We start from the raw sequence: 26,375 nt of genomic DNA, 5'->3' as shown, positions 1-26,375 counted from the left end.
CTGATATGACCCGCATGCTTTTCCCTGTTCTGATCCTGGCTGGTCCCGCCGCCGCGCATAACGGCACGCATATCCACGCGCATGGCACGGACTATGCCGCTTTGGCCGTGGGCCTCGCGATTGTCGCGTTGGCTGCTGTTGCCTTGATGGTGAAGCTAAACAAATGATCCCCGGCGAGCATTTCCCCGCTGAAGGCGAAATCACGTTCAACCTGGGCGCCGAGCCGTTGACGCTGATGGTCGCCAATACTGGCGACCGCCCGATTCAGGTCGGCTCGCACTATCATTTTGCCGAGACCAACCCGGCGCTGGAGTTCGACCGCGCTGCCGCCCATGGCCTGCGTCTGGACATCGCCCCCGGCACCGCCGTGCGGTTCGAACCGGGACAGGAACGCGAGGTTTCGCTGATCCCGATCGGCGGCGCACGCAAGGTCTATGGGTTCAATCAAAAGGTCATGGGGGCGTTGTGATGCCAGCAAAAATCAAACGCTCCGACTATGCCGCCATGTTCGGCCCCACCACCGGCGATAAAATGCGGCTGGCCGATACCGACCTGATCATCGAGGTCGAACGCGATCTGACCATCTATGGCGAAGAGGTCAAGTTCGGCGGCGGGAAAGTGATCCGCGACGGGATGGGGCAGTCTCAGGTCACACGGGACAAGGGGGCGGTGGATACAGTCATCACCAATGCGCTGATCGTAGATCATTCGGGTGTCTACAAGGCGGATGTCGGTCTGAAAGACGGGCGTATCGCCAGGATCGGCAAGGCGGGGAACCCCGACACGCAGCCAGGTGTCGACATTATCATCGGCCCCGGCACCGAAGCCATCGCGGGCGAGGGGCGCATCCTGACCGCAGGCGGGTTCGACAGCCATGTCCACTTCATTTGCCCTCAGCAGATCGAAGACGCGCTGCATTCCGGCCTGACCACCATGTTAGGCGGCGGCACGGGTCCGGCCCATGGCACGCTGGCCACCACCTGCACCCCCGGCCCCTGGCATATCGGACGGATGTTGCAGGCGGCGGATGCCTTCCCGATGAACCTCGCCTTTGCGGGCAAGGGCAACGCCTCATTGCCAGCTGCGCTCGAGGAACAGGTCAATGCCGGGGCCTGCGCTCTGAAACTGCATGAGGATTGGGGCACGACCCCTGCCGCCATCGACTGCTGCCTGTCGGTGGCCGATTCGATGGATGTACAGGTGATGATCCACACCGATACTCTGAACGAATCCGGTTTCGTCGAAAACACTGTCGCCGCCATGAAAGGACGCACCATCCACGCCTTCCACACCGAAGGCGCAGGTGGCGGCCATGCCCCTGACATCATCAAGATTTGTGGCGAGAATCACGTTCTTCCCTCCTCGACCAACCCGACGCGACCTTTCACTGTAAACACGGTCGAGGAACATCTGGATATGCTGATGGTCTGCCATCACCTCGACAAGTCCATCCCCGAGGACGTAGCCTTTGCCGAAAGCCGCATCCGGTGCGAGACCATCGCGGCCGAGGATATCCTGCACGACATGGGTGCGTTCTCGATCATCGCGTCTGACAGCCAGGCCATGGGCCGGGTCGGAGAGGTGCTGATCCGCACATGGCAAACCGCCGACAAGATGAAGAAACAGCGAGGGCGTCTGACCGAGGAAACTGGTGAAAACGACAACCTGCGGGTCCGCCGTTACATCGCCAAGTACACCATCAACCCGGCGATTGCCCACGGTCTGAGCCATGAAATCGGCAGCATCGAGGTAGGCAAGCGCGCCGATCTTGTCCTGTGGAACCCGGCCTTTTTCGGCGTGAAACCCGAGATGGTTCTGCTGGGCGGTACAATTGCCTGCGCGCAGATGGGCGACCCAAATGCCTCGATCCCGACACCGCAACCTGTTTACAGCCGTCCGATGTTCGGGGCTTATGGGCGGTCGGTGGAGCACTCGGCGATTACCTTTGTCTCGGCAGCAGCGCAGGCGGACGGGATCGGTGAAACTCTAGGCCTGGCCAAGAAAACAGTCGCCGTGCGGAACACACGCGAGATTGGCAAACGCAATTTGCTGCTAAACGATGCGACGCCCCATGTCGAAGTAGACCCGGAAACCTACGAGGTCCGCGCCGATGGTGAATTGCTGACCTGCCAACCTGCCGAGGTGCTGCCGATGGCGCAGCGATACTTTATGTTCTGAGATACAAGGAGCACCAAGATGACCACCGCGATCAAAACCGCTCGTATCTACCACGACCATGCGCATGCACCCGCTCATGCGCAGGTCTCGCTGGACTATGATGGCCGCTTCCTGCGCCGCAAGATGCTGGCCACGGATGATGGCGAGGCGTTTCTGGTTGATCTCTCCAACACCAAATCGCTGGATCATGGCGGGGTTCTGGTATTGGAAGACGGTCGTGAGATTGAAATCGTCGCGGCCCCCGAAGAGCTGCTGGAGGTAAAGGGCGACCACCTGCTGCGCCTCGCCTGGCATATCGGCAACCGGCACACACCTTGCCAAATCGAATCTGACAGGCTGCTGATCCAGCGCGATCACGTCATTCGCGACATGCTGATGAAACTGGGTGCCGATATTCGCGAAGTCGTCGAACCCTTCACCCCCGAAGGCGGGGCCTATGGCCACGGCAGGACCCATGGTCACGCCCACTAGCTCTGGCATCCTGACACTGACCCAATGGTTGTCCCCCGCCTATCCGGTTGGGGGCTTCGCCTATTCCCACGGGCTGGAGGCAGCGATTGAACTGGGCCGGGTCGCCAGCGCAGACCAGACAGGCGACTGGGTCGCCACGGTACTGCAACATGGCTCGGGCTGGAATGACGCGCTGTTTCTTGTGGCCGCGTATAACGCCGATGACAGGGCCGCGTTGGCCCGAATCGATGCCTCCGTCCGCGCCTTTTGCGCCGGGTCGGAACGGCTGATGGAATCCGACCTTCTGGGTCAGGCTTTCGGATCCGTGACCGGAGATATCTGGGGGCTCGACCTGCGGCGCCTCACCTACCCGGTCGCGGTGGGCCGTGCCGCGCGGATGCAGAATCTGCCGCGCCCGCTGGTGTCGCAGATGTTCCTTCAGGCCTTCATGAGCAATCTTGTGGCCTGCGCAACCCGCCTTGTCCCTTTGGGACAGACCGATGCTCAGCGGCTGATCCGTGATCTGACCCCGCTCTGCACTTCGATTGCGGAAACAGCACAACACACGGGCCTTGATGAACTGGGTTCAACCGCATTCCTGTCCGATATCTTGTCGATGAAACATGAAACTCAATATTCAAGGATATTCCGAACATGAGCAGTATGAACGGCCCCCTGCGCGTTGGTATCGGCGGCCCGGTTGGCGCTGGTAAAACGACCCTGACTGCCGCTTTGGCAGAGGCCCTGGGCGAGGCCTTTTCGATTGGTGTCATCACCAACGACATTTATACGCAAGAGGATGCCGAAGCGTTGATGCGGATGCAGATTCTGCCCCGGGACCGGATTATCGGTGTCGAAACCGGCGGTTGCCCGCATACCGCGATCCGCGAGGATGCCTCGATCAATCTGGCCGCCGTGGCAGAGATGCAGGCCCGTCACCCCGGCTTGGATATAGTTCTGATCGAAAGCGGCGGCGACAATTTGTCGGCCACATTCAGCCCGGAACTGGCGGACCTGACACTCTACGTGATCGACGTTGCAGCGGGTGAGGAAATTCCGCGCAAGGGCGGTCCTGCGATAACGAAATCGGACATTCTGATCATCAACAAAACAGATCTCGCCCCCCATGTCGGCGCGTCGCTCGAAGTGATGGAGCGCGACGCCACGCAAATTCGAAAGGGCCGACCTTTCGTGTTTTCGGCCCTACGCCACCGAACGGGCGTTGACGCGATCGTCAGTTTGTTAGCGCAGATTGGGGGTCTGAAAATTGCAGATGGATGTGTTGCAGAGGCTTCTGGCGGTTGACGTGTGCCTTTGACGGCGGAATGACGACCGAACCATGTAGCTCGTAGTCCGCTCACAATATCGTTCTTGGGCGCGGCGAACCGGCCCGATCGCCGATACAGTGCTCCACCGCAAGGTGTCGTGCCGACACCCCCCGAGGATGAACGCAATCGTCATCAATGGGTTATCTTCGGCAAGTCTCCGAAAGAGCTCGTTTGTCTCGTTGCTCGAAGGGTCCACCAGTACTTGCAACCAGTCTTCGCCTTGCCTCAGTTTTCCACTTCAAAATTTGTTGGCGTAACCTGACCATGTTGATCAGTTTATGGGATATGGCCAAAGTATAGAACCCGCCTGAGCATTGGACTTTAGACACTAGGCGACGCGTTTGGGCGGCCAAGGAACCTAGTCATTTGAAGCAGCTAAGTCTGAGTACCCGAGTCCTCAGAACGTCCGAACTTGTGGGCGAAATCGGCCCGAAGCGGACGTTCATCGACACATGTCGCCGCTGCGGTGCGGCCCGTCGAACCGGCCGTTCGCTGCAGGCGCAAATTTTCAGGGTGCACGAACTCACAGTCTGCGGACAAACCGGACTTGTGCGATTGCGGCAATTGCTGACGCGGCATTGATTTGCTGTCGCAGCACATTCATCGCTGCGTTGCAGCTGTTGTCGCCAGACCGGTCATTCAAAGCTATGATGATGCGATACTATCAAACTGTAGTTTCGAGGCACATAGGATCAGCAACTTAGACGCCGAACAAAGCCAACGTTTGCGTTGTCGCAGGCAGTGCAGCAGGACAGGCCATGCGGGCCTTCAGCCAGTAAGAAAATTCTCGTTGTGGCTCATGCAGGTGGCGGGGAAGAGGGAGTAATTCGCGGTCGTGGAATTTTTCATTAAGTTGAGATATTGCAGAGATTGGATCTTTGGTTCTTGCTTCGTGTTTGAATTGATCGGGAACGAAGCACCAATAGTGCTTCTATTTGTTGTTATGCTTTTTTGACGAGCGTATTCTTGTTTTTCTGACAGGAAATTAACGTTACTGCCGAACGCGATAGCCGGAAGCAATGATCTTGTTTATCAGAACAGCGGCGGCCTGGTGCATGTCCTTTTCATCGTTATTGCCGACCGCTGTTTCGTGGACAGCAGCTGCGTCATGCAGAACTCCCACAATTTCATGTTCGGGCAGAAGCTCACGATCTTTAATTGCAAGCAAAAGCGCTTCACAAATTGAGAGTGCGGCCATTCCTGAGTGGTCTTGCCGGTCAGCCATGGTAGACGTCCTTTTTTAACAGGCGTCCAAGCAAGGAAGCGCCACAATGAATTGCATCATACTGGCATAGATTGCTGTATACTTAACTGATCGAAAGCAGTCTTGACGTCGGATAGTTTCGCGGGCTGCTCATCGATGAAGGAAGAACACTTGCGCACTATCAAAAACAGTCCACTCACCCGAAAGCTTTCAAACTTCGTCGCTCTGACTGAGGTTGAACTTGCGGCATTGGCACGCCTGCACAAGCGTCGCAGAACCTTTGAAGCCGGACGTGACCTTGTGCATCAAGGGCAATCAGAGCAGGCTGCCTACATTCTGGCCTCGGGCTGGGTTTGTTCCTACAAAACCCAGACTGACGGGTCGCGTCAGATCGTCGATTTCCAAATACCGGGTGACTTTCTGGGCTTGCGAAGCGTTCTGCTGCACACCTCGGATCACAGCATAGAACCAATCATGGAAATCCAAGCCATTGAAGTAGTAGTGGATGATCTCCTGGAAGCATTTGCGCAGACGCCCCGGCTGGCGACAGCAATTCTTTGGGCGGTCTCCCGAGATGAAGCGATGGTGGTTGAGCACCTGGTCAACATAGGACGGCGCGATGCGGGTGAGCGCATGGCGCATTTTCTTTTGGAACTTGGTGTGAGGCTGACTCAGGTCGGGATGGCAAACAAGACGGGATACACTTGCCCCCTGACACAATACCACCTTGCCGATGCGCTGGGACTGAGTGCCGTGCATGTTAATCGTGTCCTACGGCAACTGCGGGAGAAGGGGTTGGTTACTTTTCAATCCGGGCAAGTGGTATTTGATGATTATGAAGGACTGGTGACGTTGGCCGGTTTTGACCCCACTTATCTGGATCAGGCCGGGCCACTGTTGAAGCAATAAGTTCACCCCTACAGCGATGCCGGGATTTTGATGATCGTTGCCTGTTAGAGACGGAATTCGCTTCGGCAGATTTGGGATTTCACTGAAAAAGAAGCGCAAGATAAATACAGTCCGATTGCGGTACTGGATTTCCTGCGCTTCTTAAATACTCGTTAAGAACACGCTAGCAAATATCCCGCCAACACACATCACGTTGCCGGAATCCAAACATCGTTGCACTGACGCAGGTTAGTTCGTTTTCGGCGTCACCTGATCCTCGGACACCAAATGCATTTGAGATTCCAATAAAATCTCAGGTCATTGGCCGCCGACTAACATCGATCAGCGCGCGCCTGCCATTTGCACATTATTCTAAATTACAACGCCAGTACTACCGCGGCGCTTACGAGCGTGTACCGCGGCAGACTGCGCGGGGAAGATCCAACAAACTAAATGGAGGACAAAGGTGAGCACAAGATCGTCCAGTTCTTTGGTGACGTTTTCAAATCCGTTCTCTTTGTCCGGCTACCCGGATGTACTTCCTGCAGGCGAGTATGAAGTAGTTGTCGAAGAAGAGCTACTGCAGGGCCTGAGTTTCGAAGCATATCGCAGAACCGGAACCTACCTGACAGTTCGGGGCAAAGGCAGCAAGCCAGGCCGCACGGAAATGCGCCCAATTGACCCAGAAGATTTTGAACTGGCGCTCAAGCACGACCAGACCTTGGCCACATCTAACAATGACAGCGATGCGGCGCTTTCCCCGCAGGAGGAATAGATTATGAACACGCCCGAATGGCTTAAACCCGGAATCTACGGTGCTCTGATCGGCGGGGTTTTCGTAGGCGTCGTTGGATTTTCATGGGGTGGATGGATGACCGGCGGTAGCGCGGACAAGATGGCCAACGCCATGTCCCGCGATAATGTAATCGCTGCGTTGGTTCCGGTCTGCGTCGACATGGCGAGAACTGACGCCCAACGCGCCGAAAAAATAACGACGATCAAAGAGGCTTCTTCTTTCAAGCAGAAGGATGCCGTCATGACGGACACACCGTGCGATACCTGGGCGTTGAATTGGAAGACGCGCTAAGCATTGCAGAGCGCATAGACATCTGAGACAGTTTGGCGAGCGGCGCTGTCGGTCGCCAATCCATAGTGGTTCTAGTTCTTTTACGCAGGAGTGGGACGTAGCGTGCCCTGAGCGGAAGTGTCAAAATCTTGTTGCGTACGCTCGCAGCACAGTTTTCTCGGCTCAGGCGCAATTTACAGGGTGCGGGACCGAGCGGCCATTTGATCACGCCGCGAGCACTTGTGCAGAAGCGGCGCGAAAATCGCTGCGTTGCAGCCAATGTCATCAGGCCAGTCATTCCTAGTTACGGGGAAGCCTTGATCACATACTCCTCTTTCGCCGCACTCAGGCCAGACAATTTCTTTCGGTAGTTCACCAAGGATCTTGGTCACCGGCAGTTTCAAAAACTACCTGCCCTGGCGGTACTTGCATTGCGACAAGGGAAACTTCCTTGACTCTATTCTGGCTAAGGACCACAAAAGTGCATTGGTGAAAGTTACTCGTCGCCGCGATGCTGCCGGCTTCGATGATCCAATGGCCTTCAGAATAACTGTAGCATGTGCCCCAGCATAGGAACGGGTTTCGCTGGGGTCTTCGCTATGAGCTCGTTCCTCACATGCATTCGCAACTGTCACCTGACATGCGCCAGCCATCGCGTGACCCATGAAAGAAAGCGCCGTATGAACAACACATGGCTCATAAATTGCGTGCTTGATGGCCGATAGATCAGGTCTCAGGCTCCGCTTCAATCAGTCATTCATCGTGTTTACGCGCTGCATTCTTTGTTTGATCCCAGCACTTTTGGTGTCGCTCTCAGGAACAAAGCTTCCTGCCCAAGTCGCAGGCAATGCCGATGGATCAGTTTGTGACGAAGGTTTCGAAAACAAGAATGGATCGTGCCAAAGAACAGACTTACCAGAAAACGCATATTTGACAGGTAGCTCCTATGGCATTGGCTGGGAATGCAATCACGGTTTTCAGAATGTCGGAGATCTCTGTGAGGAAATAAGAGTTCCTGAAAATGCCTATCTTGCATCAACCGGAGATCAGTGGGAGTGCAATCGGCTGTTCCAGCGTGTCGAAGAAAAATGCGAAGAACTGATTGCACCTCAAAATGGATACGTCGAAACCAGGTTTGGCGCACAGGAAATACACTGCAACTGGGGATTTCGTAAGGAGAACCAGGATTGTGTTGCAATAGAAGTCCCAAAAAACGGTCGTCTGAGCGATAAAAAAAGCTCGGATGGTTGGGTATGCCTCAGAGGTTACAACGCAGCGGAGAGCGGCTGTGAGCCTGTGGCTGTTCCACAGCATGCGTATCTTGAACCAGATTCCTACTCTGGATGGAAATGCGAACGTGGTTTTCGCGCAAACCGGGACAGGTGCGATGCGATCCTTGTTCCTTCAAACGCTCATTTGAATCGAAGAGGTGATGGTTGGGAATGCAATCGGCCGTTCACACGACAGAACGATAAGTGCGCCGAAAATATTCCACGAAAATAGGTTCGTGGAAATCAATATCGCCTGACAAATCCGGAAGGACCAAGCCGTGAACCATAACTCGATTGACGAAAATCTTGGCAAAAGGATCAAAGCCGAAAAGGCGCGTCGCCGGTCCCACGGGATTAAGATATCTATAGCGTTAGCAGTGTTTGTTGCAGCGGTAATTGTAGTGGTGTTTCTCTGATGCGTAAAAATGCCCCTCAAGTGACCCTTTCTGACTCAAAGATGTCAGTGCGTGGTATGGAACAAAGAGCATTTCAGGACCGCAGTGTTCGCAAGACGCGGAACGCTGACGTATCAGAAGTGATCGAAGTAGAATTTGGAAAGTACTTGATTAAGGCTGGCATTCTGAGCGGTAACAGCGTTGCGCGCGCATTCCCCAAGCCACCAGCGAAAACGCAAGGTTTGATTGCTGATGCAGTTGGCGAAACACCGTCATTGGCCATTGAAGCCTTAAAAGAAATTCTCGAAGAACGAGACAGGAAACGCAGCGCTCGACGTCGTTTGGAGGCGAACTCCGGCAACTTCATTCCCAGTGAAGGAGAATATGTCGAAGCATTGCGCCAGATCAGGCTCTCCACTGCGCAGGTCACCATGCTCAAAGCACTTACAATCGCAGGCAAGGAAGGACTGAGCATTGGTCAGTTAACTAAGGCAGCTGGTTACAAATCGCGCGAGGCGTCCGTCAAGGTCTTCAAGAAAATCGGGCTATTGATTGCAGAATATCTGGAACTCGAGCTTCCCGAAGCCGGATCGGCACAGAATGATGGCGCCGCTCAGGTATTGGCATCTTCTCACGTCAAAAGTGACGATGAACCAGCGACTTGGATCATGCATCAGGAGCTGCGCGATGCTGTTCGTTCGGTTCTATGACGCACGTTCCAGCGCCAGCCTTTGAAGCGAACTTCGAACCGGAATAAATGCACGAAAGGCGCACGCGTAGCTTATGTTGGAGAAAAAACCATATCCGCTCGACCTGATCTATGTACCTGTGAAACGGGCCAAAACACTTGATCAACAAAAGGTTCTGGCACTGGCCGAAGATATCCTGAAGAATGGCCAGAAGACGCCGATCCAGATACGTGCGGACAACAAGCGGTTCGTGCTGATTGAAGGCCTTCACCGACTAGAGGCCATTCGCGCCCTCGGCGGTGATACGGTTGAAGCCTTTTTGGTGCGCGCCCGATTACACTAGACTCTTGTTGGGATTGGCGTTCGACAAAGCCTGAGAAAACGTCAGCAGGCGCTGACTTTCTTCATCCCAAAGATGCAATCGTGCGCAATGAAGGCTCTCATATAGAGTAATACGCTGGCAATTTTCCAACTCGGAATGGTCACGCAAAACCTCGTTTAGCCGATAAAACGGTATGCGGCTGGCAAGGTGGTGAACATGGTGTACACCGATATTGGCAGAGAACCACCGCAGGATGCCTGGCAGGGCATAGTGAGAACTTCCATAGAATGCGGCGTTCTGAAGGTTCCACCCCTCTTCCCGTTCCCAGGTCGTGTGTTCAAACTGGTGTTGAATATAGAAAAGCCAAATACCAATCGATGATGCGACAATCATGGTTGGTAGGAAAACATACGCTAAAACCTCAATGCCTCCGGCCCAAAAAACTAGGGCCAATACCCCTGCAATTGCAGCGTTTGTTCCCATCGCACTTGCCCAATACAGCCAGCCTGACCGCATGAAACCAAAGGGCAAGCGATTTTGAAAAAAGAACGTGTACACCGGTACGATACAGAACAGGAAGAAGGGGTTCCGGATTAACCTGTAAGCGGCACGCCCGAACCAATTCCGTTTCAGGTATTCCTCAATGGTCAATGTAGGAATGTCACCCATACCACGCCGATCAAGGTTACCGGTTGAAGCGTGGTGAATCGCATGGCTTTGCCGCCAAACGTCATAGGGTGTCAGGGCAAGAACACCCAGAACCCGGCCGGTCCAATTGCAAACAGTGCGACTTCTAAAGAAAGATCCATGACCGCAATCATGCATAATGATGAAGATACGGACCAGAAATGCGGCATTCAGGACGGCCAGTAAAAATGCGATCCAGACACTAAAATATAAAGCCATCCACGCTAGAGCCCATAGCGCGAATAAGGGGACAACGGTGATCGCAATTTCATAAATACTGCGCTTTGCATCGGCAACACGGTATTGCGCGAGCACCCGCGTCCAGTCTTTAGGTTGCAACTGACTTTTTCTCCAAGGGCTTTTAGCAGCCCATTGTGCAAACGGGCACCCCATAAGGGTGCCCGTAAAAGGTCAGGCCAGTGCCAGATTGGCGGCGCTGTCGCGTCCGTCACGGCCAGCTTCGACGTCAAAAGTGACCTTCTGGCCGTCTTTCAATTCGCTGATGCCGGAACGTTCAAGTGCTGAGATATGCACGAACACATCGCGCTTACCATCTTCAGGCTCGATAAAGCCAAAACCTTTGGTCGAGTTGAACCATTTTACTGTGCCATTTGCCATGGTGGAAGTCTCCTAATACTTGCCGCCCGCATTATTGCGGCGACTCGGCGTGGTCGGTCTGAATCGAAAGACTGAACGCCGAGTTTGGGAGACAGCAGGTCGAAAAAGAAAAACGTAAGCCTTGTGTATATGGACTTTGAGTACACACGATACAAGCCTTGATACAATGGAAAGCAACAGAAGATCTGAGTCTGCCTAGCCCAATTTGGGACAAAGATAAGCAGAACGCATTGCTCTGCGTTTCGGGAATCAGAGGTCGGCTTCTGATAAAACCTGCCGAATGCGTATGCAGCAAACTGATTGCTCAGGCACGGCAGGTAGGGCTCACTGTCCGAAATCGCCGCGTGCTTCAAGAACACCGTGGCCAGGCACAAATGTTCGTTGATTGATTGAAACATTACTAAATCAACGAGTTGACCTCTCTAACGAACGGTAGATTCTGCGCGGCCCGAATCTTGGGTCATGCTGCGTTGGCATAGGGCGACTGCGAGCCTCAAAGTGCCATTAGTAGGTCCGTATCTGCGTAAGCATCGGGCAAGAAACGTTACCGATGTTACAGTTGGCCGTAAGTTCATTCAGGGCGGCCTCCAATCGCTTAAGTTCGATTATCTTCATACGCACATTGGAGATATGAAGCTCGGCCAGTTCCTGAACGGATTGGCAATCCTCGCTATCACCTTCGGACAGGTTGAGAAGCACCTTTGCATCGGCAAGCGCAAAACCCAAGTCTCGGCACTTCCTTAGAAAACAAAGCCGTCCCACATCGTGCGCAGAGTACATGCGTCGATTATTCGATGCCCTTTCTGGTTTCGGCACGATCCCTTCGCGTTCGTAGTAGCGGATAGTTTCAATTCCGACACCGCTTTGCCGGGATGCCTCCCCAATCGCAAACATGTGAGATTTCCTGTCTTGATCCTGTAGTGGCTACAGAAGTTAAACGAGTGGTTGTTGTCTCTACAACTCCGCGCGACGTAGTCCATCAGGGAAACAGAATGCAGAAGTACCTTAGCCTCAGCTATTTGGGATCGCTATCAGCGCTTGGCGTCGCGACTTGCTGCGTTTTGCCCATGATGATGATGTTACTGGGGCTGGGCGGCAGTTGGTTGGCAATCTTTGGGAAGGTTGCGGCAGCGAGTTACTATGTGCTGACGATTTCAACGGCACTCGTCGCGATATCGTGGCTGGTATCTTATCGGCGCGGTTCCTTACCGACGTTAAAATGGCGGCTTGCAGGAACAACTCTAATCACCGGCGTGGCTTGGGTCGTTGTGTTTAACGAGGCACGGATTAACGATTACCTGATCATGCAGATGTGAGACTATGACAAAACAAACTGTAGTCCTAGAAAGCACCCTGATTTGCCCGAAGTGCGGCCACAGTGAAACCGAGCAAATGCCAACGGATGCTTGCCAGTGGTTCTATGAATGCAAGTCGTGCAAAACAGTTTTGAAGCCGTTGGAAGGCGACTGTTGTGTTTACTGTTCATATGCGACGGTCCCGTGTCCACCAATTCAGCTAGGCGATAGCTGTTGCGGATGAAGTGAAGGACGGCTTTGTTGAGCAAACTGTGAACTGCCGCCGCGAGCATCGCTGCTATTTGCATGAATGACAGTTCTTTCCGCTGCTTGGCCGCACAAGATATTCGGCAGTTGCAATGTTGTTACTGCTACAAGCGCATGCAGCAATAAAATCCAGGGTACAGGTTGGGCTCACTGCCGTCATCAGAACAACCGCAGCATCTCATTGGAGAGCCTAGATCACGACGATGAAGTCGGCCCTTTGCGGACATCCCAAACACGTTCGTGATGCTGCAGTCGCAACCCGCATAGCAGACATTGATAAACCAGTGTCGGGTCAAACGCGATCGTCTCCTGCCCCTGGACGTGCTGGCCATAGATCTCCTGTCAATTGACAATTCTAGAAAGGAGGTTCGGGCAGTCGCCGCATCTATTGAAACGTAATAAACCACTTGTTTAATTAACTAACTAGTATAATAATACCCTATGACCAAAGATGACCGACTAGACGCCGCGTTTTCCGCCCTTGCGCATCCGGCCCGCCGGGCAATTCTGGCACAGCTTGCGCAAGGATCAGCCAGCGTGAACGCCTTGGCAGAGCCGTTTGATATGACCTTGCCTGCTGTGTCGAAACACATTCGGGTGCTGGAACGCGCCGGCCTGATTTCGCGACAGAAGGACGCCCAGTTTCGGCTATGCAAACTCGAAACGGCGCCAATTCAGGAAATCGCAAGTTGGACCGAGAGGTATCGGTCGATTTGGGAGGCACGCTTTGACACGTTGGACACTCTTTTGGCGGACATGAAGGAAAACGAAACATGAGCGAAGAGAACACCTGGGTTCGGATCGAGAGGGTATTTGATGCGCCAATCGATCTTGTGTGGAAACTGTGGACCGATCCGGTCTTGTTCAAACAATGGTACGGCCCAAACGGCATGTCGGTCCCGACAGCCGAGATGGATGTCAGAGTAGGCGGAACCCGCAAAGTCGGCATGGCGATGCAAACACCAGAGCGATCAATGGAAATGTGGTTCACCGGCGTCTACAAAGAGGTCAGCGCGCCTGGTCGCCTCGTCTATACAGAAAGTATGTGCGACGCCGACGGCACCATTATTTCACCGCAGTCGATGGGGATGCCGGAGTCCTTCCCGGACATCACTGAGGTTATCGTCGAGCTCAGTGAGGTGGACGGCAAAACGCGCATGGTCATGGTCCATGTGGGTGTTGGCGAAGGCACCGCTGGCGCTGGAGGTTGGAACCAGGCCTTCGACAAGCTGGCAGCCTTTGCGCAGTCGCTGGGCGATGAGCGGTCATAACATGCGCGAACTTGCGGTTATCACCTTTGTGACTCTGGACGGGGTGATGCAGTCGCCCAGCATGCCCGAGGAAGACCCCTCTGGCGGCTTTACGCAAGGCGGATGGGCAGCCCCCTATTGGGAAGGTGTGATGCCGCATGTTGAACGCGTCGCCATGTCGGAACCTTACGACATCCTTTTTGGGCGCAAGACCTACGACATCTTTGCCGGACACTGGCCAAACGCGCCGCGTTCTGATCTTGGCGATCGGTTAAATGCGGCGCGAAAGTATGTGGCCACCTCGCAGACGCTACCATTGAGTTGGGAAAACTCACACTCGTTGAGCGGCGACGTGGCTGAAGCTGTGCAAGAGTTGAAGGACCAAGACGGGCCGCTGCTTCAAGTCCATGGCAGTTCTGCGTTAATCCAAACACTGCAAGCCCATGATCTGATCGACGAGTTTCGGATCTGGACGTTTCCCGTTGTCGTCGGCACGGGAAAGCGGCTGTTCGAAGGCACCGCTTTGCCACGCGCCTACGCTATGATACGGACTGAATCTCTTGGAGACGGGGTAACTCATCAGTGTCTCAGGCGGACGTGACTGTTGTTCGCCCTGCCCCGCGAAAAATCAAGCCCAGGGCCAGTGCGAACAGGCCGAACTGCAAACACAGATAGAGTGTCTCCATCAAGATGAACGTACCTGCTTGCGGCACGTTTTGCTTGGCCACCAGCGCCAGCACATGGCTTGTCCAGAAAAATAGCCCCAGCAAGGCTGCGAATGTGACTGCCCGCCTTAGACCGCTGCGACCGAACCGAAACATAGGGTAAATGGCTGCCAACACGGCACCCTGGATACCCATCGACGCCAGACCGACAGCGATGTTCGGCTCGCCTTCGAAATATCCGAAGCTCATGTACCTGTCTTTGAACAGGACCAAATGCCAAATGATGGCCAGGGGAAAAACGATCAGAGGATAGGCAGCGGCAGCCAGGATCTGTTGCTTCAACATGTCGGGTCTCATGCCCCCTCGCCCCGCTTCCAAAGAGCCATTGGGCTGCCGCCGGGATCGCGGATGAAACTTGCATCCCCTGCTGGGCCTTTGACGTTTTCGGCAATGATACTGGCACCGCTTTCGCGCGCGCGACCTGTCGCGGCCTCCAGATCATCAACCTCAAAGTAAGGCACCCAGCCGGTGATCCCGTCCATCTCATTGCAAGTGGCGGCGAAGGGCATGTCGCCCCCTTGCTCGGTCAGAAATGTCATCGAGCCGATATCTTTGGGCTGCCATCCAAACATCGATTGCAGGAACACGGTCGTTTCTAGCGGCTTGTTCGTCATGTTGTCGTACCAAACGAAGGGTGCAGGCATTTTTCTCTCCACTTGCATTTTGCAAGTAATTTAATACTTCGGCCACTTGCATATTGCAAGTACATTTCGGTCGCCTATATCTGCATCATGAACTCGAACGAAAAACCTCAATGGAACGGATGCCCCACCCGCTATGCCGCTGGCATCGTCGGCGACAAGTGGTGCTTTCTTTTGCTGAGGGATGTCCTGCTGCACGGCAAGCGCACTTACCGCGAGTTCCTTGCCTCGCCCGAAGGCATCTCGACCAACATCCTTGCGAACCGACTATCCAAGCTTGAAACGCTGGGCATGCTGACCCGCGAAGCCGACCCTCGCAAAGCCAGCAGCGTTTGCTATTTTCCGACACAAAAATCCAAGGATTTTCTACCCGCCTTGGTGTCGATGATGGTTTGGGCGACGCAGTATGACGAGGTCACCGAAGCGCCCGCCTCATTCGCGGAAAGCTTTTCCAACGATCCTGCCGGAACGATCGCTTGGTACGAAGCAGAAATTGACCGCGTCGATCAGGCGTTACGATCCAGCTGACCGATTGACCCACCAGTCGTGCATCGATGTGAACACGGGGGCCAGCGCCAGTCCATCTGCGCTGGCAGAGTATTCAACCCGGGGCGGCACCTCGGCATAGACTTTTCTGGTGACCAGCCCGTCAGCTTCCAACGCGCGAAGCTGGTTGGTCAGCATCGTCTGAGTGATGCCGTCGATGGATTTGCGCAATTCGCCAAAACGCTTGGTGCCCTGAAAGATCAGAATCTGCAGAATAAGCAGCTTCCATTTGCCGCCGATCATCCCGATCACCCGTGGCGCGGGGCATGTGCTTTGGTCGGGAACAGCCGGTTGAACGGCATCAGCAAGGGCCTCGGACATCTTGTTTTCCTCAATAGTATCATTTTCGATAGTATAGCAAAAAATTCTGCCTACTTTTCAGATCATACCGTGGTGGCTATGTCTCTGCAAACACCCACCCACGGAGGAATGTGAGTATGTCCCTGGAAATCTGGACCGTAAGCGGTGCCCCCAGCCCCTGGCGTGCGACCCTTGGAATGGCCTTCAAGGGCCTCGATTATGACGTCCACCTGCTGTCCGCCGCACAAAAAGAGCACAAGTCAGACGCCTACCTTGCCATCAATCCACGCGGCACCGTACCGACCGTGAAAAACGGCGACACGACCCTAAGCCAATCCGTTGCGATCCTGGCTTGGCTGGATCGGGAATACCCGGCCAAACCCTTGTTTGGGGAAACACCGCTGGACGCAGCGATGATCTGGCAGCGCACCATGGAGATTTTCGACTATCTGCCAGATGCCACAAGCGGTGTGCTGTCGCCCATCTTTTTCCAAGGCGCGGATCAAGCGACCGACGACCTGAAAATCGCCAGCGAAAGGCTTCGGTCCGAACTTGCGAACCTAGCCGACATCTTGGCCGAAACCCCATTTCTGTCCGGTGAACGCCCGGGGGCGGCTGACGCTGTGGCCTTTCCCCATGTGCGACTGATCCAACGGGCCATGGAGACGAAGCCAATGATCATGCAAGCGCTTGACTTGCCGGACCTGGCGACCGTGTCGCCTGATATCGCGGATTGGGTTGGGCGGATCGAAACCCTTCCAAATGTCGCCGCAACCTTTCCGCCCCATTGGGCCGACGCTGCTTAAGGACAACCAAGATGACCGCACCAAGCTATACAAAGTCCATAGACGTCAAGGCATCCGCCTCCACTGCATTCGACGCGGTAACTAGGGGTGTCGCACATTGGTGGACCCGACCCGATCAGCCGCTGAACAACATCGGGGACCGCGCTAAATTCACCTTCCCACCCGGCGTGTCCTATTGGACGTTCGAGTTGACCAGCACTGACCAACCAACACATGTCGAATGGACCTGCGTCGATGCCCTACACATCCACGAGGGCCAACCCAAAGAGATTGAAACCGAGTGGCTCAACACCAAGGTGCTGTGGCAAATCACCGAACAAGAAGGTGGCTCTAGAATTGAGATGCGGCACCAAGGGCTCACCCCCGACTTGCTATGCTATGATGTTTGTGAGGCGGGCTGGGATATGTTTTTTCTGGGCAGCCTCAAACAATACCTCGACACAGGGCAAGGCAAGCCTCACCAAGGATAATCCGGGCGTGAATTGGAAAGGACTAAGTTTGGCCGCCTCAGATCGCCGCAGAAGCGTGAAAGTCCAATTGAAGGCCGCTATTTTTCTGGGCCTTTATGCCGCCGGATGGCTTGCCATTGCGCTGTCGTCGCCGCTCGCAGCCGATGCAGTATATGTCGAGCTCAATGTAACTGCCGGAGGCGGCGAGATTGAAAGCACGACGATTGTGATCAAACGCCTGTCTGATGGCCAGCTTTGGGTCGCAAATCCTGTCCGCGCCCAACAGCAATTTTCGCCAGCCTCCACGTCCAAGATCCCACACAGCTTGATTGCGCTGGAAAATGGATTGGCGACGCCCGAAACTGTGTTTCAGTGGGACAGTGTTCCACGAAGTAACCGCGCATGGAACCAGGACCATTCACTCGAATCCGCGTTCCAATACTCGGTGGTTTGGGTCTATCAGGAGATTGCCCGAGCCGGGGGACAGGCTGTGATGGCGCACGGGTTGAAGAGCTTCCAGTGCGGAAATGCAGATGTCGGCACCATCGACCAGCTCACCACCTATTGGCTGGACGGAACACTTTCAATCTCGGCGCAGGAACAAGTTGCGTTCCTGTCGAAACTTGCCCTGGAACGGTTGCCACTGTCTAAAACTACCTATGCGGCGGCCAGGAGCATCATGGTAAGCGATTTCCATCCAGATTGGACCATGCGTTCCAAGACCGGTTGGTGGTACAGCAAAACGGATATGGACATCGGATGGTTCGTCGGCTGGCTGGAATGCGCGAGCGATAATTATGTCTTTGCTCTGAACATGGATATGCCAGACACAACATATCTCTCAAAGCGAAAGGCAGTCACGTACCGTGTTCTCCAAGACATCGGGGCCTTTGACTGCGAATGAACGGCCCAGAGCCGACATCCAGGGCACCGCTCGGATGCCGCATCGGCAGCCCGCATTGCCGCCATTCGCTGCAGCCGCAAAATTTGACCTGGTTCGAACTCTCGGATCGCGGACAAAGTGGACCTATCGAGTTCAAGGCGCGATCAATACTTCGCGCTCAATTTCCATTGCAAAGCCAAGCGGCAATCCAGACACGCCTAGCCGACATTCGTCACAACCCGCCGCCGCATGCAGCGGTCGCCAAAGCGGCCATTAGCAACCAGATGCAGCATTTCTATCCAACCAATGCCTCGGCCGGTGCGAAACGCTCTTTGGCCACATGTAAACAAAGGCATTCCGGTGCAATCCATGCTACCTTCCCACGGATAGTATTCTGGTAGCGGGTATTTGAGATGGGACGAGTGCGGCGAGGTCTGAGTGAAGGGCAGGCGCAAGCTTTAGAGGCGGCCTTCAAGGCAGCCAAAACCTACCGCGAGGAACTGCCAAATGGGCCGGCCCGGCCTGTCTTGGGACTTGGTGAAGCTGCCAGCCGCTTTTTGGGCCCTCTTCCTGAAACGGGGGTGCCGGAAAGTGAGGTAATCGGGGACATCGTGCAACTTTCTGAAGGCGGTCTGCACAAAATGGCGGGGCCGACCTTCTTCGGCTATGTCCTCGGCGCGTCGCATCCCGTCGGTGTAGCCGCCGACATTCTGGTATCAGCCTGGGGGCAGAACGCGGGCTCATCTTTTGAAACGCCTGCAATAACCGGAATGGAGCGCGCTGTTTGCAACTGGGTAATAGAGTTGCTGTCACTGGCGCCCGAAAGCGGAGCCGGTCTTGTGACCGGCGGCACAGTGGCAAACATGGTTGGCGTCATGGCCGCACGCAATGCGCTGCTGGCTGCCCAGGGGTGGAATGTTGAAGCTGACGGGCTGTTTTCGGCACCCGAGATTCCCGTTTTGATCGGGCAGGATGCGCATTCCGCCCCATTCGCTGCCCTGCGTTATGCTGGCTTTGGCGCGGGCCGGACAAACATCGTCACAGCGGACGGCGAAGGGAGGATAAAGCCGGATGCGTTCCGGGCTGCCCTGGACAGCTGCAGCAGCCCGCCGCTTGTCATCCTGCAGGCAGGTCAAATAAACACCGGCGCCTTCGACCCGTTTGCCGAGCTCATCCCAATGGTGCGCGAGCGGAACGGCTGGGTTCATGTGGATGGTGCTTTCGGGCTCTGGCTCGCTGCTGTACCCGAACTGGCAAACCGGTTGGAGGGGGTTGCTGAAGCGGACAGTTGGGCGATTGACCTGCACAAGTGGCTTAATGCTCCATTCGATGCTGGCATGGTTATCGTGCGCGACCGGGCGCCGCTCGTTGCGTCAATGTCTGCCCGCGGCGCCTATCTCCCGGAAACAACAGAGCATTGGGAACCAAGTGATTCAACGCCGGAACTCTCCCGACGTGCAAGAGGTGTCCCGAGCTATGCGATACTTCGGCACCTTGGCCGGACGGGAGTTTGCGAACTGGTAGCACGCCATTGCCACCTGGCGGAGCGAATTGCCCGAACGGTTTCGAACGAGCCCGGCCTGACAGTTCTGAACCAGATCCACAGCAATCAGGTCGCAATCTGCTGCGGCGAGGGGCCGGATGGCAACGATCTGACCATGCGGGTCCTGCAGCGCGTTCAAGACAATGGAAAGGTATACCCTACCCACGGCGAATGGGCGGGTCGGAAGATCATTCGAGCCTCTGTAATCGGATACGATATGAGGGAAGAGGATGCTGATCTTCTGTCATCCGAGATCATTGAAGCTTATCGTCTTTGTGCTGCTGGCGTTCTCTGATTTGGCCAGAAATTTTATTGCTGCAGTCAGGCATTAATGAGCTTCAATGGGCTCGAATGGGCCATTCGGTGTCACTGCGAGCAACCCTTCGACCCGCCTGGCACCCCTTCGCAGCCGGCCCATTGCAGCCGTTTTCAAGCTCCTTTTTTTGCCTGATCGGGAGCTTTTTCTCGAAGTTGGCAACACCTGCGAAGTTCAATGGCCGCCCCATGAATGAGGCGGCCGCTCTCGCATTACTTTCAATGAGGCAGAGAGCCTATCCGCGGCTTAGGATTTCCTCGCCGAGGATCTGCATGATTTTCTGTCCGGCCTCGCTGGCCCAATTGACCGAAAGTTCCGCAAGCAGCGCGCTGGTTGTGGTGAGCTCGACACCGCCTCGCTCCATTTTGCGGAACGCCATCTCATCCGTCAGCGCAGTGGGAGACCCGGAAGCATCAACCACTGCGGTCACGGCAAAGCCCTCTTCGGCGGCACTGATCGCAGGCGGGGCAAGACACACGTCAGTGGTTATGCCTGCCATGATGAAATGCCTGCGCCCGGTGTTGCGGCAGGCAGCGGCAAAGGCGCTGTCATCCCAGCAGTTCACCACGCCAAGGCGCTTGATCCGCGCGGCGAAGGCATCCGGGGCAATCTCTTCCAGCGCGGGCATCAGCGGCCCCTGCATGTTGTCTTCCATGCTGGAAGTCAGCACCAGCGGCATGCCAAGCGCCGCCGCCGTCCGCGCCAGGGCCCGTGTGTTGGCTTCGATCAGATCGCGGTCAACGGACTTTGCCCAGTTCATGGTGCCAACCTGATGGTCGATCAGAACAATGGCTGCGTTTTCGGGGGTCACTTTTTTGGAGGTCATGTTGATGTCCTTTCCTGGTTAAGAGATTTCGGATGCGGGCAGTTCGAAGATCAGGAGCTCAGCGCCGGCTGCAGCCTCAACCGCCACGTCCCCGGCACGGAGCAGTCCCAGCCCATCCCCTTTCCTGAGGGCGCGGCCGGCAGCAGTTGCCTCGCCTTCGATCATAAAGATGTAGAGGCTGCGGTCAGGGCTGGACGGGCTGAAGTTCAGCACGCTGCGGCGGTCGAAGTTGCCGTAACTAAGGCGCACCTCCTGCTGCACGACAAGTGAGTCCTCGGCGCCGTCTGGCGACAGCACCAGCTGGAACCGGTTGCTGTGGTCCGAGGTTTCCAGCTCCTTGCTGGAATAAGTCGGCGCCAGGCCTCTGGCCCGCGGCTCGAACCAGATTTGCAGCGCACGCATTGGCTTCGTCCGCGAGTTGTTCACCTCGTTGTGCAGGATGCCTGTACCGGCGGTGATCACCTGAAGACCTTTCGAATTCACAGTACCGTTGTGAACGGGCACCACCGGATCGATATGCGAAACCTCTCCGCTCACCATGAAGGTGACGACTTCGACATCCCGGTGCGGATGCAGGCCAAAGCCTTGGGCGTCCGGTGCAAGCGTGCCGTCGTCAATTGTGATCAGCGGGCCGAACCGCCGGCGCCCTTCTGCAAGGTGCGGCTTGAACGACAGATGCGCCTGCATGAAGCCGAAGTCCTTGAACTCACGGGTCGCGGCGGGGTGATAGACCATCTCCGTCTGCATTTCTCATCTCCTGGCCTGTTCGCTGAGATAGAATTTAGGGAACTCATTCGTTCTGGAAAATGATCTGTTTGTTAACTACTGTTCGGATTTATGAACGATAGATTCTATTCCTGCGCCAAGGCCCTGGTGGCCACTGTGCGCGCCGGGTCGATGAGCGCGGCAGCTGCGGAGCTGAACACCACGAAGTCGGCGATCAGCCAAAAGCTGGCGCTGTTTGAAGCCGAATTGGGGCTGGTCCTGCTGGACCGGTCTGGGCGGGCGGTGGCCCCGACCGCGGCAGGGCGCAGAATTTTCGAGATTTGCGCAGGCCCGGTGGATGTAGCGCTTGAGGCCGAGGCGCAGCTTGGCTTCGTCCGAAGCGGGAAGATTGCAGGACGGGTGTCAGTCTCAGGACCCAACAGTCTTCTTTGCACCGTGCTTGTCCCGCTTCTGGCAGGCCTTCGGTCCCGCTACCCGGCTATCGAACTTGAATTGCATGCCGATGATTCAAAATCGGATTTTGCGGCAGAGGACATAGATCTGTCCTTCAGAACCGGCCCTGCAGATAAAAGGCGGTTTATTTCGGCTGCCCTGCCGTCCGCGCAGCGCGCGCCTCTTGCCAGCCCGGCCTTTGCAGAATGGATGCCCCGTCTCTCTCGGCCTGCTGATTTGGCCAGGTTGCCCTGTGTATTGCGCACCCAAGAATCCGGCAAATGGGCGTTTCGAAATAAGGAAGGGCAACAGGAGATCATCGAGCCGACGATCGGCCTGCGCGTCAATTCGATGGAGCTTGCATTTGCAGCTGTCCTTGCCGGGCAAGGAGCAGCACTGCTCCCGTCCTTACTGACAGAGGTGCATATTCAAGCTGGCAATCTCGTGCGCCTGATCCCTGACTGGTCTGCCGATCCAGTGGCACTGACTTTGCTTTGCCGTCCTGAACGTTTGGCTGCTCCCCAGGTTGCGGCGGTACGGCGCCATATCCTGGATGCATGCGGCAACAACGGCTTCCTGGGGACAGAGCTTCAATACGAGAAAGTCTAACAGCTTACCAAAGCTCGGTTTGGCACCGTGACGATTAGGCCTGCCTCCCTCCAAGTCAGCCGATAGGAACGGCCCTTAAGAGACATTCACCACCCAGCTCCGATGCTGCGGTCGCAGCCCGTACTGCCGCCGTTCGCTGCGGGTGCAAAGTCGAGAGCATGACGACTTAGAAGCGGGCCACTGGCTTAAGCTGCAGCACACATGCTCAGAACGAATTCAACGCGCTGTTGCACTGATACTCTTGGCAGCTCCGTTCTCAAGTAGCCAAGGGTATCTAATGCGCGCACAATACGGCGATGCTCCTGAAGTGCTTCACTGAAGTCGTGCCTGCGTTCAGCGTCCTGCGTGAAAAGATCTTTCCATGGAGGGGCTACGAAAACATGCTTTGCGTATTGCCGCGATGTTCCGAGTGTTTCTGATAGGTCCGGTCCACCAGAACTCGCTAAGGCAACCGCAGCATCAACTAAGCCGCGATCAAAAAAGACCCAACCTTCTGACTCACACGCTGCGTGCAAGTCTGTCCTTGCAACCTCAACGGCTCGCAAGGCGAATGCGTGCATGTTCACCCACGGCAAAGCGTGACTCGCCCGGGCCAGTTCATCTGCAACGATCCGTCGACCAGGCTCTGGCACCGTAGTGTGCCCACATTTGCCGAGGGCCTGAAGCAAAGTTGACTTTCCCCCACCAGAACAGCCTGTCAGCAAAATCAGCTTTTGTCCCATCACTTTGTCCCAAGACCAATTCTGCGTCGCGCTACCGCTCGTTCTGAGGAAGGCCGTCTGCGATCTCGTAGTAGTCCCCTTTCTCAGACATAAAGATATGCATCGCCAGAGACGTATTCGTTGGACCATCGAACACGCCCATGGCCACCGCCGTCCAGTCATGGTGGATCGGATCCCAGAACAGGGTTGATCCACAGGTGCCGCAGAAGCCCCGTCGCACCTTTTTGGAAGACTGGTACCAGCGCACTGCATCCTCGCCTTCAACCCGAAGTGACGTCCGGGGAATGTCGATGGAGGCCTCAAAATGACCGGAATGCTTGCGACATTGCTGGCAGTGGCATGCCGTGGGGCGAGGCAGGTCACCTTCGACGACGATCTTAACGGCGCCACAAAGACAAGATCCTTTATGCATGGCCCACCTCCTCTGTTTTTGGCGCACGGTTCCGGCGCCGCACATTCAGTGCTTGAATGAGAGCTTTCGCTTCGGCTGGCGGCTCCTGTTCGACGCGTCGGTAGTTGGTGCCATCGTTTCGGCGCGTCAGAAGCCCGGCAGAAATCATTGTTCGCCGCAGGGTTGCTGGATCGTTGAACACGTGTTCGAGATTCAGACGCTCGTTGACTTCCTGCTCCATCATCGACTGTGCCGGCGGAAGTCTTGCCCAGAGCGCCCAAAGAGCAAGCGTTTGCACACTGCGTTTGGACGGCCAACGAACGAGACAGCCATTGGAATCGAATTGATGCAAGGCGCGCTCTACGGCTCTCGCATCAACAGTTTGCCCGTTGGTTGCGCGCGCAAGCCTTTGGCCAGCAGAGTGGACCGAACGCATGTGTTGGACATTTTGAAAATTTGCGGCACGCGCAGCCATATTCATAAGCACGAGGTGCGGCGGGCTTACGTCACCGAGTTGCTTGGCGAGGGATCGCGCAAACACGGTCAAGTCGTCCGCGTGTAACGGCAGAGAGATTTTAGGCATGGGGCTTCCACATCAAGCGCCAATGCTGGATCGTCGGTCGCTGGCTTAACGAAGCGGCGCTCTCAACTGTGTTAGTGATTGCTTTGCCGTTCGATCTGTTTGGCAGGTTTAGCTCTCCCAGAGGAGCAGCGACGCCTCGGTGTCTGCCGACCGTGCAAAGTAGATAGCAAATGATGCGACCGAGGCCAAGGCCATCGTTGTATTGCCCGCCCAACCAGACAGTTTCCTTCATCCGTCTCTTCCTGGTTCGCTCTGATCGCTGGAGAATAACGCGATCTTGTTGCCTTGAGGATCGCGCAGGTAGCCGACAAAAAAGTTCGGTCCGTAGGCCTCTCTGAAGCCCGGCGCTCCATCGTCTCTTCCACCCGCCTCAAGTGCAGCGGCATGAAGATCACGAACCTGTTGTTGGCTGCGCGCCTCGAACGCGACCATCGTGCCATTTCCTGTTGATGCGGGCTTCCCGTCAAAAGGAGATTTGACATAGAACTCAGGGAGGTTTGGCGCCTGCCCCGGCTTTGTAGGAAGCGCATAGCTCAGGTCACCGTGATAGTGTTCCAGCTGATATCCGAGATCTGGCAGAAACGCGGAGTAGAAGCGTTCAGCGCTCTTCATGTCATCGGCACCTATTGTGATGTAGGCAATCATAGTTAAGCATCCTTGTGATTTGTTCCCATTCGTCGCTTGACGCGTTTAGTCGCGGCGGTTCGCGCATTTGATCATATAAACCAGTATCGCCGCGCATGTTCGGCCTTAGCCTCTTCGATAGTCATGCGATTTCTACCAAGCGGATCAATTGATGGAAAATCACTGGGTCGTGCTGAAGCGGGCAGAGTGCCGATGGCAAGAACGGCCGCACCGCCGGCAAACGCTGCAGAAAGGCCAAACATGGCACCCCAGGATATGCCAGCGACGATCCCGGCCAAAACCGCTCCAAACGCGCCTACCCCGTCCAGCAAAGTGAACGCGAAACCCAGCGTCGTACTTTCGTTGCGATCCGAGTGATCAACTGCGGCTGCCAGCATTGTCGCTCGAACTGCGTCCAGCGAGGCAACCCCAAAGGCCATGATTGCAATCATGACCAAGAACGGGGGCTCGAACACCAGTAAACCGACAGCCAGGGCAGCAAACCCGTTTCCAGTTGCGAGTACCGGAAAGCGGCCGAGCTTGTCGGAAATTGATCCAACCAACGGCTGGGCGAGCGCCCCGGCCACAAGCATAGCTGCAAAGATAACCCCAATCTTTTCGGGTGTAAGTGCGTGAACCGTCGCCAAGTAGAGCGGGATCATGCTCATCAGACCAATCAGTGCCATGTTATTGAATGAGACCATGGCAACGAGGCGAACCCCTCTTTGACTGCGCCATGTATTCAGAAGCAGCAATAGCTCCTTTCTACTGATACGCGAAGCTTCGGATAAGGGAACCGCCCGCGCGATCCACAAAAAACAAACGCCAACACAGGCGGTTGGAAGTACCGAAAGCGCCAGAGCAACGCGCCAATCCACAACCGATAACAGCAACCCGATCAACAGTGGCGCGAACACCTCCGCAAAAGACCCTCCAACCGCATGTATTCCCAAAGCGCGGGCGCGCGTTGTCTTGTTGTCGTCGGTCAGTACTCCGGTTGCAATCGGATGCCAGGCCGCGTTGCCCATCCCAGCGAGTGCCAGAAGGATCGCAAGGCTCCAAAATCCTAGCGCCTTTGCTGCGAGCGCATATCCCACGACGACCCAGAAAAAGGTACCGACAAGAAGACGACCCCGGCTCGACACCCGATCTGCGATGAGGCCCGCAGGCAGATAGGCCAAAGCACCACCAACGCTGAGCAGCGTGAACAGTAGACCGACCTCAGCGGGGGAAAGGTCCATGTGGAGGCCAGCGGCCGGCACGATCAACCATAGCGCTGCGATTGGCCAGTCGATGGCGAAGTGTCCTGCGGCAAACCAGGCCATCAGAGATCGTTCTGTCATAG

The 26,375-nt window shown here is 55.7% G+C and carries 37 protein-coding genes; 23 read left to right on the top strand and 14 right to left on the bottom strand.

The features are described 5' to 3' along the window. Positions 1-5 precede the first annotated feature (5 nt). The 6 genes from ACR0D9_RS02010 to ureG are packed head-to-tail and all read left to right on the top strand — an operon-like array spanning position 6 to position 3,933. On the top strand, positions 6-167 hold the full coding sequence (locus ACR0D9_RS02010) for a peptidase M23 (protein WP_209504407.1): 162 nt from the start codon (positions 6-8) through the stop codon (positions 165-167). Beyond that, entirely contained in the window at positions 164-469 is a 306-nt protein-coding gene (locus ACR0D9_RS02005) for an urease subunit beta (protein ID WP_209597619.1), read from the top strand. The genes ACR0D9_RS02010 and ACR0D9_RS02005 overlap by 4 nt, the downstream gene beginning before the upstream one ends. Continuing rightward, the gene (ureC, locus tag ACR0D9_RS02000) at positions 469-2,178 is read left to right on the top strand and encodes an urease subunit alpha (protein ID WP_480537505.1); all 1,710 of its coding nucleotides are present in this window, start codon (positions 469-471) and stop codon (positions 2,176-2,178) included. The genes ACR0D9_RS02005 and ureC overlap by 1 nt, the downstream gene beginning before the upstream one ends. Before the next feature lie 18 nt (positions 2,179-2,196). After that, positions 2,197-2,649, top strand: coding sequence for an urease accessory protein UreE (gene ureE / locus ACR0D9_RS01995; protein WP_209504410.1), 453 nt, complete (start codon positions 2,197-2,199; stop codon positions 2,647-2,649). After that, positions 2,615-3,286: an urease accessory protein UreF gene (locus tag ACR0D9_RS01990; protein WP_480537504.1), complete on the top strand. Its 672-nt coding sequence runs from the start codon at positions 2,615-2,617 to the stop codon at positions 3,284-3,286. The genes ureE and ACR0D9_RS01990 overlap by 35 nt, the downstream gene beginning before the upstream one ends. Continuing rightward, positions 3,283-3,933 (top strand): urease accessory protein UreG, encoded by a 651-nt coding sequence (ureG, locus tag ACR0D9_RS01985; protein ID WP_480520392.1) that lies wholly within the window; start codon positions 3,283-3,285, stop codon positions 3,931-3,933. The genes ACR0D9_RS01990 and ureG overlap by 4 nt, the downstream gene beginning before the upstream one ends. A gap of 1,014 nt (positions 3,934-4,947) precedes the next feature. Here ureG and ACR0D9_RS01980 read toward each other — a convergent pair. Beyond that, on the bottom strand, positions 4,948-5,181 hold the full coding sequence (locus ACR0D9_RS01980) for a hypothetical protein (protein WP_010442296.1): 234 nt from the start codon (positions 5,179-5,181) through the stop codon (positions 4,948-4,950). Positions 5,182-5,316: 135 nt separating this feature from the next. Between ACR0D9_RS01980 and ACR0D9_RS01975 the strand changes: the two genes are divergently transcribed. The 6 genes from ACR0D9_RS01975 (at position 5,317) to ACR0D9_RS01950 (ending at position 9,812) form a co-directional block, all read left to right on the top strand. Beyond that, positions 5,317-6,069 (top strand): Crp/Fnr family transcriptional regulator, encoded by a 753-nt coding sequence (locus ACR0D9_RS01975; protein ID WP_170403708.1) that lies wholly within the window; start codon positions 5,317-5,319, stop codon positions 6,067-6,069. A gap of 445 nt (positions 6,070-6,514) precedes the next feature. Next, positions 6,515-6,823, top strand: coding sequence for a hypothetical protein (locus ACR0D9_RS01970; RefSeq protein WP_170329073.1), 309 nt, complete (start codon positions 6,515-6,517; stop codon positions 6,821-6,823). 3 nt (positions 6,824-6,826) lie between these two features. Beyond that, complete coding sequence (locus tag ACR0D9_RS01965; protein WP_480537503.1) at positions 6,827-7,135, top strand: hypothetical protein; 309 nt, start codon at positions 6,827-6,829, stop codon at positions 7,133-7,135. A gap of 693 nt (positions 7,136-7,828) precedes the next feature. Then, positions 7,829-8,617 (top strand): hypothetical protein, encoded by a 789-nt coding sequence (locus tag ACR0D9_RS01960; RefSeq protein ID WP_480537502.1) that lies wholly within the window; start codon positions 7,829-7,831, stop codon positions 8,615-8,617. A 183-nt stretch (positions 8,618-8,800) separates the two neighbouring features. Beyond that, on the top strand, positions 8,801-9,490 hold the full coding sequence (locus tag ACR0D9_RS01955) for a hypothetical protein (RefSeq protein ID WP_480537501.1): 690 nt from the start codon (positions 8,801-8,803) through the stop codon (positions 9,488-9,490). Positions 9,491-9,563: 73 nt separating this feature from the next. Beyond that, positions 9,564-9,812 (top strand): ParB N-terminal domain-containing protein, encoded by a 249-nt coding sequence (locus tag ACR0D9_RS01950; protein WP_480484944.1) that lies wholly within the window; start codon positions 9,564-9,566, stop codon positions 9,810-9,812. Here the strand turns inward: ACR0D9_RS01950 and ACR0D9_RS01945 are convergent. The 3 genes from ACR0D9_RS01945 to ACR0D9_RS01935 form a co-directional block, all read right to left on the bottom strand. Continuing rightward, the gene (locus ACR0D9_RS01945; RefSeq protein WP_480485576.1) at positions 9,804-10,817 is read right to left on the bottom strand and encodes a fatty acid desaturase; all 1,014 of its coding nucleotides are present in this window, start codon (positions 10,815-10,817) and stop codon (positions 9,804-9,806) included. The genes ACR0D9_RS01950 and ACR0D9_RS01945 overlap by 9 nt on opposite strands. Before the next feature lie 72 nt (positions 10,818-10,889). After that, positions 10,890-11,096 carry a cold-shock protein gene (locus tag ACR0D9_RS01940; RefSeq protein ID WP_170430361.1) on the bottom strand — a complete coding sequence of 69 codons (207 nt, stop codon included), beginning with the start codon at positions 11,094-11,096 and terminating at the stop codon, positions 10,890-10,892. A gap of 504 nt (positions 11,097-11,600) precedes the next feature. Next, positions 11,601-11,990 (bottom strand): MerR family transcriptional regulator, encoded by a 390-nt coding sequence (locus ACR0D9_RS01935; protein WP_480485574.1) that lies wholly within the window; start codon positions 11,988-11,990, stop codon positions 11,601-11,603. Positions 11,991-12,088: 98 nt separating this feature from the next. Between ACR0D9_RS01935 and ACR0D9_RS01930 the strand changes: the two genes are divergently transcribed. The 5 genes from ACR0D9_RS01930 (at position 12,089) to ACR0D9_RS01910 (ending at position 14,509) form a co-directional block, all read left to right on the top strand. Further along, on the top strand, positions 12,089-12,412 hold the full coding sequence (locus ACR0D9_RS01930; RefSeq protein ID WP_170499188.1) for a hypothetical protein: 324 nt from the start codon (positions 12,089-12,091) through the stop codon (positions 12,410-12,412). Positions 12,413-12,416: 4 nt separating this feature from the next. Next, entirely contained in the window at positions 12,417-12,635 is a 219-nt protein-coding gene (locus ACR0D9_RS01925; RefSeq protein ID WP_237217120.1) for a GDCCVxC domain-containing (seleno)protein, read from the top strand. Positions 12,636-13,099: 464 nt separating this feature from the next. Continuing rightward, entirely contained in the window at positions 13,100-13,435 is a 336-nt protein-coding gene (locus ACR0D9_RS01920; RefSeq protein ID WP_170797342.1) for a metalloregulator ArsR/SmtB family transcription factor, read from the top strand. Then, on the top strand, positions 13,432-13,929 hold the full coding sequence (locus tag ACR0D9_RS01915; RefSeq protein WP_480495810.1) for an SRPBCC family protein: 498 nt from the start codon (positions 13,432-13,434) through the stop codon (positions 13,927-13,929). Before ACR0D9_RS01920 ends, ACR0D9_RS01915 begins: the two co-directional genes overlap by 4 nt. Position 13,930: 1 nt before the next feature. Then, entirely contained in the window at positions 13,931-14,509 is a 579-nt protein-coding gene (locus ACR0D9_RS01910; RefSeq protein ID WP_480495808.1) for a dihydrofolate reductase family protein, read from the top strand. Here ACR0D9_RS01910 and ACR0D9_RS01905 read toward each other — a convergent pair. Both ACR0D9_RS01905 and ACR0D9_RS01900 read right to left on the bottom strand, forming a co-directional pair. Then, positions 14,496-14,918: a hypothetical protein gene (locus ACR0D9_RS01905; RefSeq protein WP_480495806.1), complete on the bottom strand. Its 423-nt coding sequence runs from the start codon at positions 14,916-14,918 to the stop codon at positions 14,496-14,498. The two genes, ACR0D9_RS01910 and ACR0D9_RS01905, sit on opposite strands and share 14 nt — an antisense overlap. A gap of 8 nt (positions 14,919-14,926) precedes the next feature. Next, the gene (locus ACR0D9_RS01900; protein ID WP_480495805.1) at positions 14,927-15,277 is read right to left on the bottom strand and encodes a VOC family protein; all 351 of its coding nucleotides are present in this window, start codon (positions 15,275-15,277) and stop codon (positions 14,927-14,929) included. A gap of 87 nt (positions 15,278-15,364) precedes the next feature. Between ACR0D9_RS01900 and ACR0D9_RS01895 the strand changes: the two genes are divergently transcribed. Further along, positions 15,365-15,802, top strand: a complete 438-nt coding sequence (locus tag ACR0D9_RS01895) for a winged helix-turn-helix transcriptional regulator (RefSeq protein ID WP_170797352.1) — start codon at positions 15,365-15,367, stop codon at positions 15,800-15,802. Here ACR0D9_RS01895 and ACR0D9_RS01890 read toward each other — a convergent pair. After that, positions 15,788-16,141, bottom strand: a complete 354-nt coding sequence (locus ACR0D9_RS01890) for a winged helix-turn-helix transcriptional regulator (protein WP_170797354.1) — start codon at positions 16,139-16,141, stop codon at positions 15,788-15,790. The genes ACR0D9_RS01895 and ACR0D9_RS01890 overlap by 15 nt on opposite strands. Positions 16,142-16,257: 116 nt before the next feature. Here ACR0D9_RS01890 and ACR0D9_RS01885 point away from each other — a divergent pair, with 116 nt between their 5' ends. The 4 genes from ACR0D9_RS01885 to ACR0D9_RS01870 all read left to right on the top strand — a co-directional run bounded on the left by ACR0D9_RS01885 (position 16,258) and on the right by ACR0D9_RS01870 (position 20,096). Continuing rightward, on the top strand, positions 16,258-16,926 hold the full coding sequence (locus ACR0D9_RS01885; protein ID WP_480537500.1) for a glutathione S-transferase family protein: 669 nt from the start codon (positions 16,258-16,260) through the stop codon (positions 16,924-16,926). A gap of 11 nt (positions 16,927-16,937) precedes the next feature. Further along, positions 16,938-17,396: an SRPBCC family protein gene (locus ACR0D9_RS01880; RefSeq protein WP_170797358.1), complete on the top strand. Its 459-nt coding sequence runs from the start codon at positions 16,938-16,940 to the stop codon at positions 17,394-17,396. 7 nt (positions 17,397-17,403) lie between these two features. Further along, positions 17,404-18,279 carry a penicillin-binding transpeptidase domain-containing protein gene (locus ACR0D9_RS01875; RefSeq protein WP_480537499.1) on the top strand — a complete coding sequence of 292 codons (876 nt, stop codon included), beginning with the start codon at positions 17,404-17,406 and terminating at the stop codon, positions 18,277-18,279. 392 nt (positions 18,280-18,671) lie between these two features. Further along, positions 18,672-20,096, top strand: a complete 1,425-nt coding sequence (locus tag ACR0D9_RS01870; protein ID WP_480537498.1) for a pyridoxal phosphate-dependent decarboxylase family protein — start codon at positions 18,672-18,674, stop codon at positions 20,094-20,096. A gap of 256 nt (positions 20,097-20,352) precedes the next feature. Here ACR0D9_RS01870 and ACR0D9_RS01865 read toward each other — a convergent pair whose 3' ends face one another. Both ACR0D9_RS01865 and ACR0D9_RS01860 read right to left on the bottom strand, forming a co-directional pair. Beyond that, on the bottom strand, positions 20,353-20,943 hold the full coding sequence (locus ACR0D9_RS01865) for an isochorismatase family protein (protein WP_480537497.1): 591 nt from the start codon (positions 20,941-20,943) through the stop codon (positions 20,353-20,355). 18 nt (positions 20,944-20,961) lie between these two features. Further along, a complete protein-coding gene (locus ACR0D9_RS01860; RefSeq protein ID WP_480537496.1) occupies positions 20,962-21,690 on the bottom strand; it encodes a pirin family protein in 729 nt (242 codons plus the stop codon). A 90-nt stretch (positions 21,691-21,780) separates the two neighbouring features. Between ACR0D9_RS01860 and ACR0D9_RS01855 the strand changes: the two genes are divergently transcribed. Further along, a complete protein-coding gene (locus ACR0D9_RS01855) occupies positions 21,781-22,710 on the top strand; it encodes a LysR family transcriptional regulator (protein ID WP_170367323.1) in 930 nt (309 codons plus the stop codon). 185 nt (positions 22,711-22,895) lie between these two features. Here ACR0D9_RS01855 and ACR0D9_RS01850 read toward each other — a convergent pair whose 3' ends face one another. From ACR0D9_RS01850 to ACR0D9_RS01830, 5 genes are all read right to left on the bottom strand, one after another. Continuing rightward, a complete protein-coding gene (locus tag ACR0D9_RS01850; RefSeq protein WP_480537495.1) occupies positions 22,896-23,432 on the bottom strand; it encodes an AAA family ATPase in 537 nt (178 codons plus the stop codon). 31 nt (positions 23,433-23,463) lie between these two features. Beyond that, positions 23,464-23,844 (bottom strand): GFA family protein, encoded by a 381-nt coding sequence (locus ACR0D9_RS01845; RefSeq protein WP_480508607.1) that lies wholly within the window; start codon positions 23,842-23,844, stop codon positions 23,464-23,466. Continuing rightward, complete coding sequence (locus tag ACR0D9_RS01840) at positions 23,837-24,406, bottom strand: DUF2087 domain-containing protein (protein ID WP_480537494.1); 570 nt, start codon at positions 24,404-24,406, stop codon at positions 23,837-23,839. Before ACR0D9_RS01840 ends, ACR0D9_RS01845 begins: the two co-directional genes overlap by 8 nt. A 228-nt stretch (positions 24,407-24,634) precedes the next feature. After that, positions 24,635-25,051 (bottom strand): VOC family protein, encoded by a 417-nt coding sequence (locus tag ACR0D9_RS01835; protein ID WP_480508611.1) that lies wholly within the window; start codon positions 25,049-25,051, stop codon positions 24,635-24,637. 71 nt (positions 25,052-25,122) lie between these two features. After that, on the bottom strand, positions 25,123-26,373 hold the full coding sequence (locus ACR0D9_RS01830) for an MFS transporter (protein WP_480537493.1): 1,251 nt from the start codon (positions 26,371-26,373) through the stop codon (positions 25,123-25,125). Between the last annotated feature and the right edge of the window lie 2 nt (positions 26,374-26,375).

This window comes from Ruegeria sp. AK11, assembly GCF_056541095.1.
Note: the sequence above shows the minus strand (reverse complement) of the source record. Positions and strands in the feature narration are given on the sequence as shown.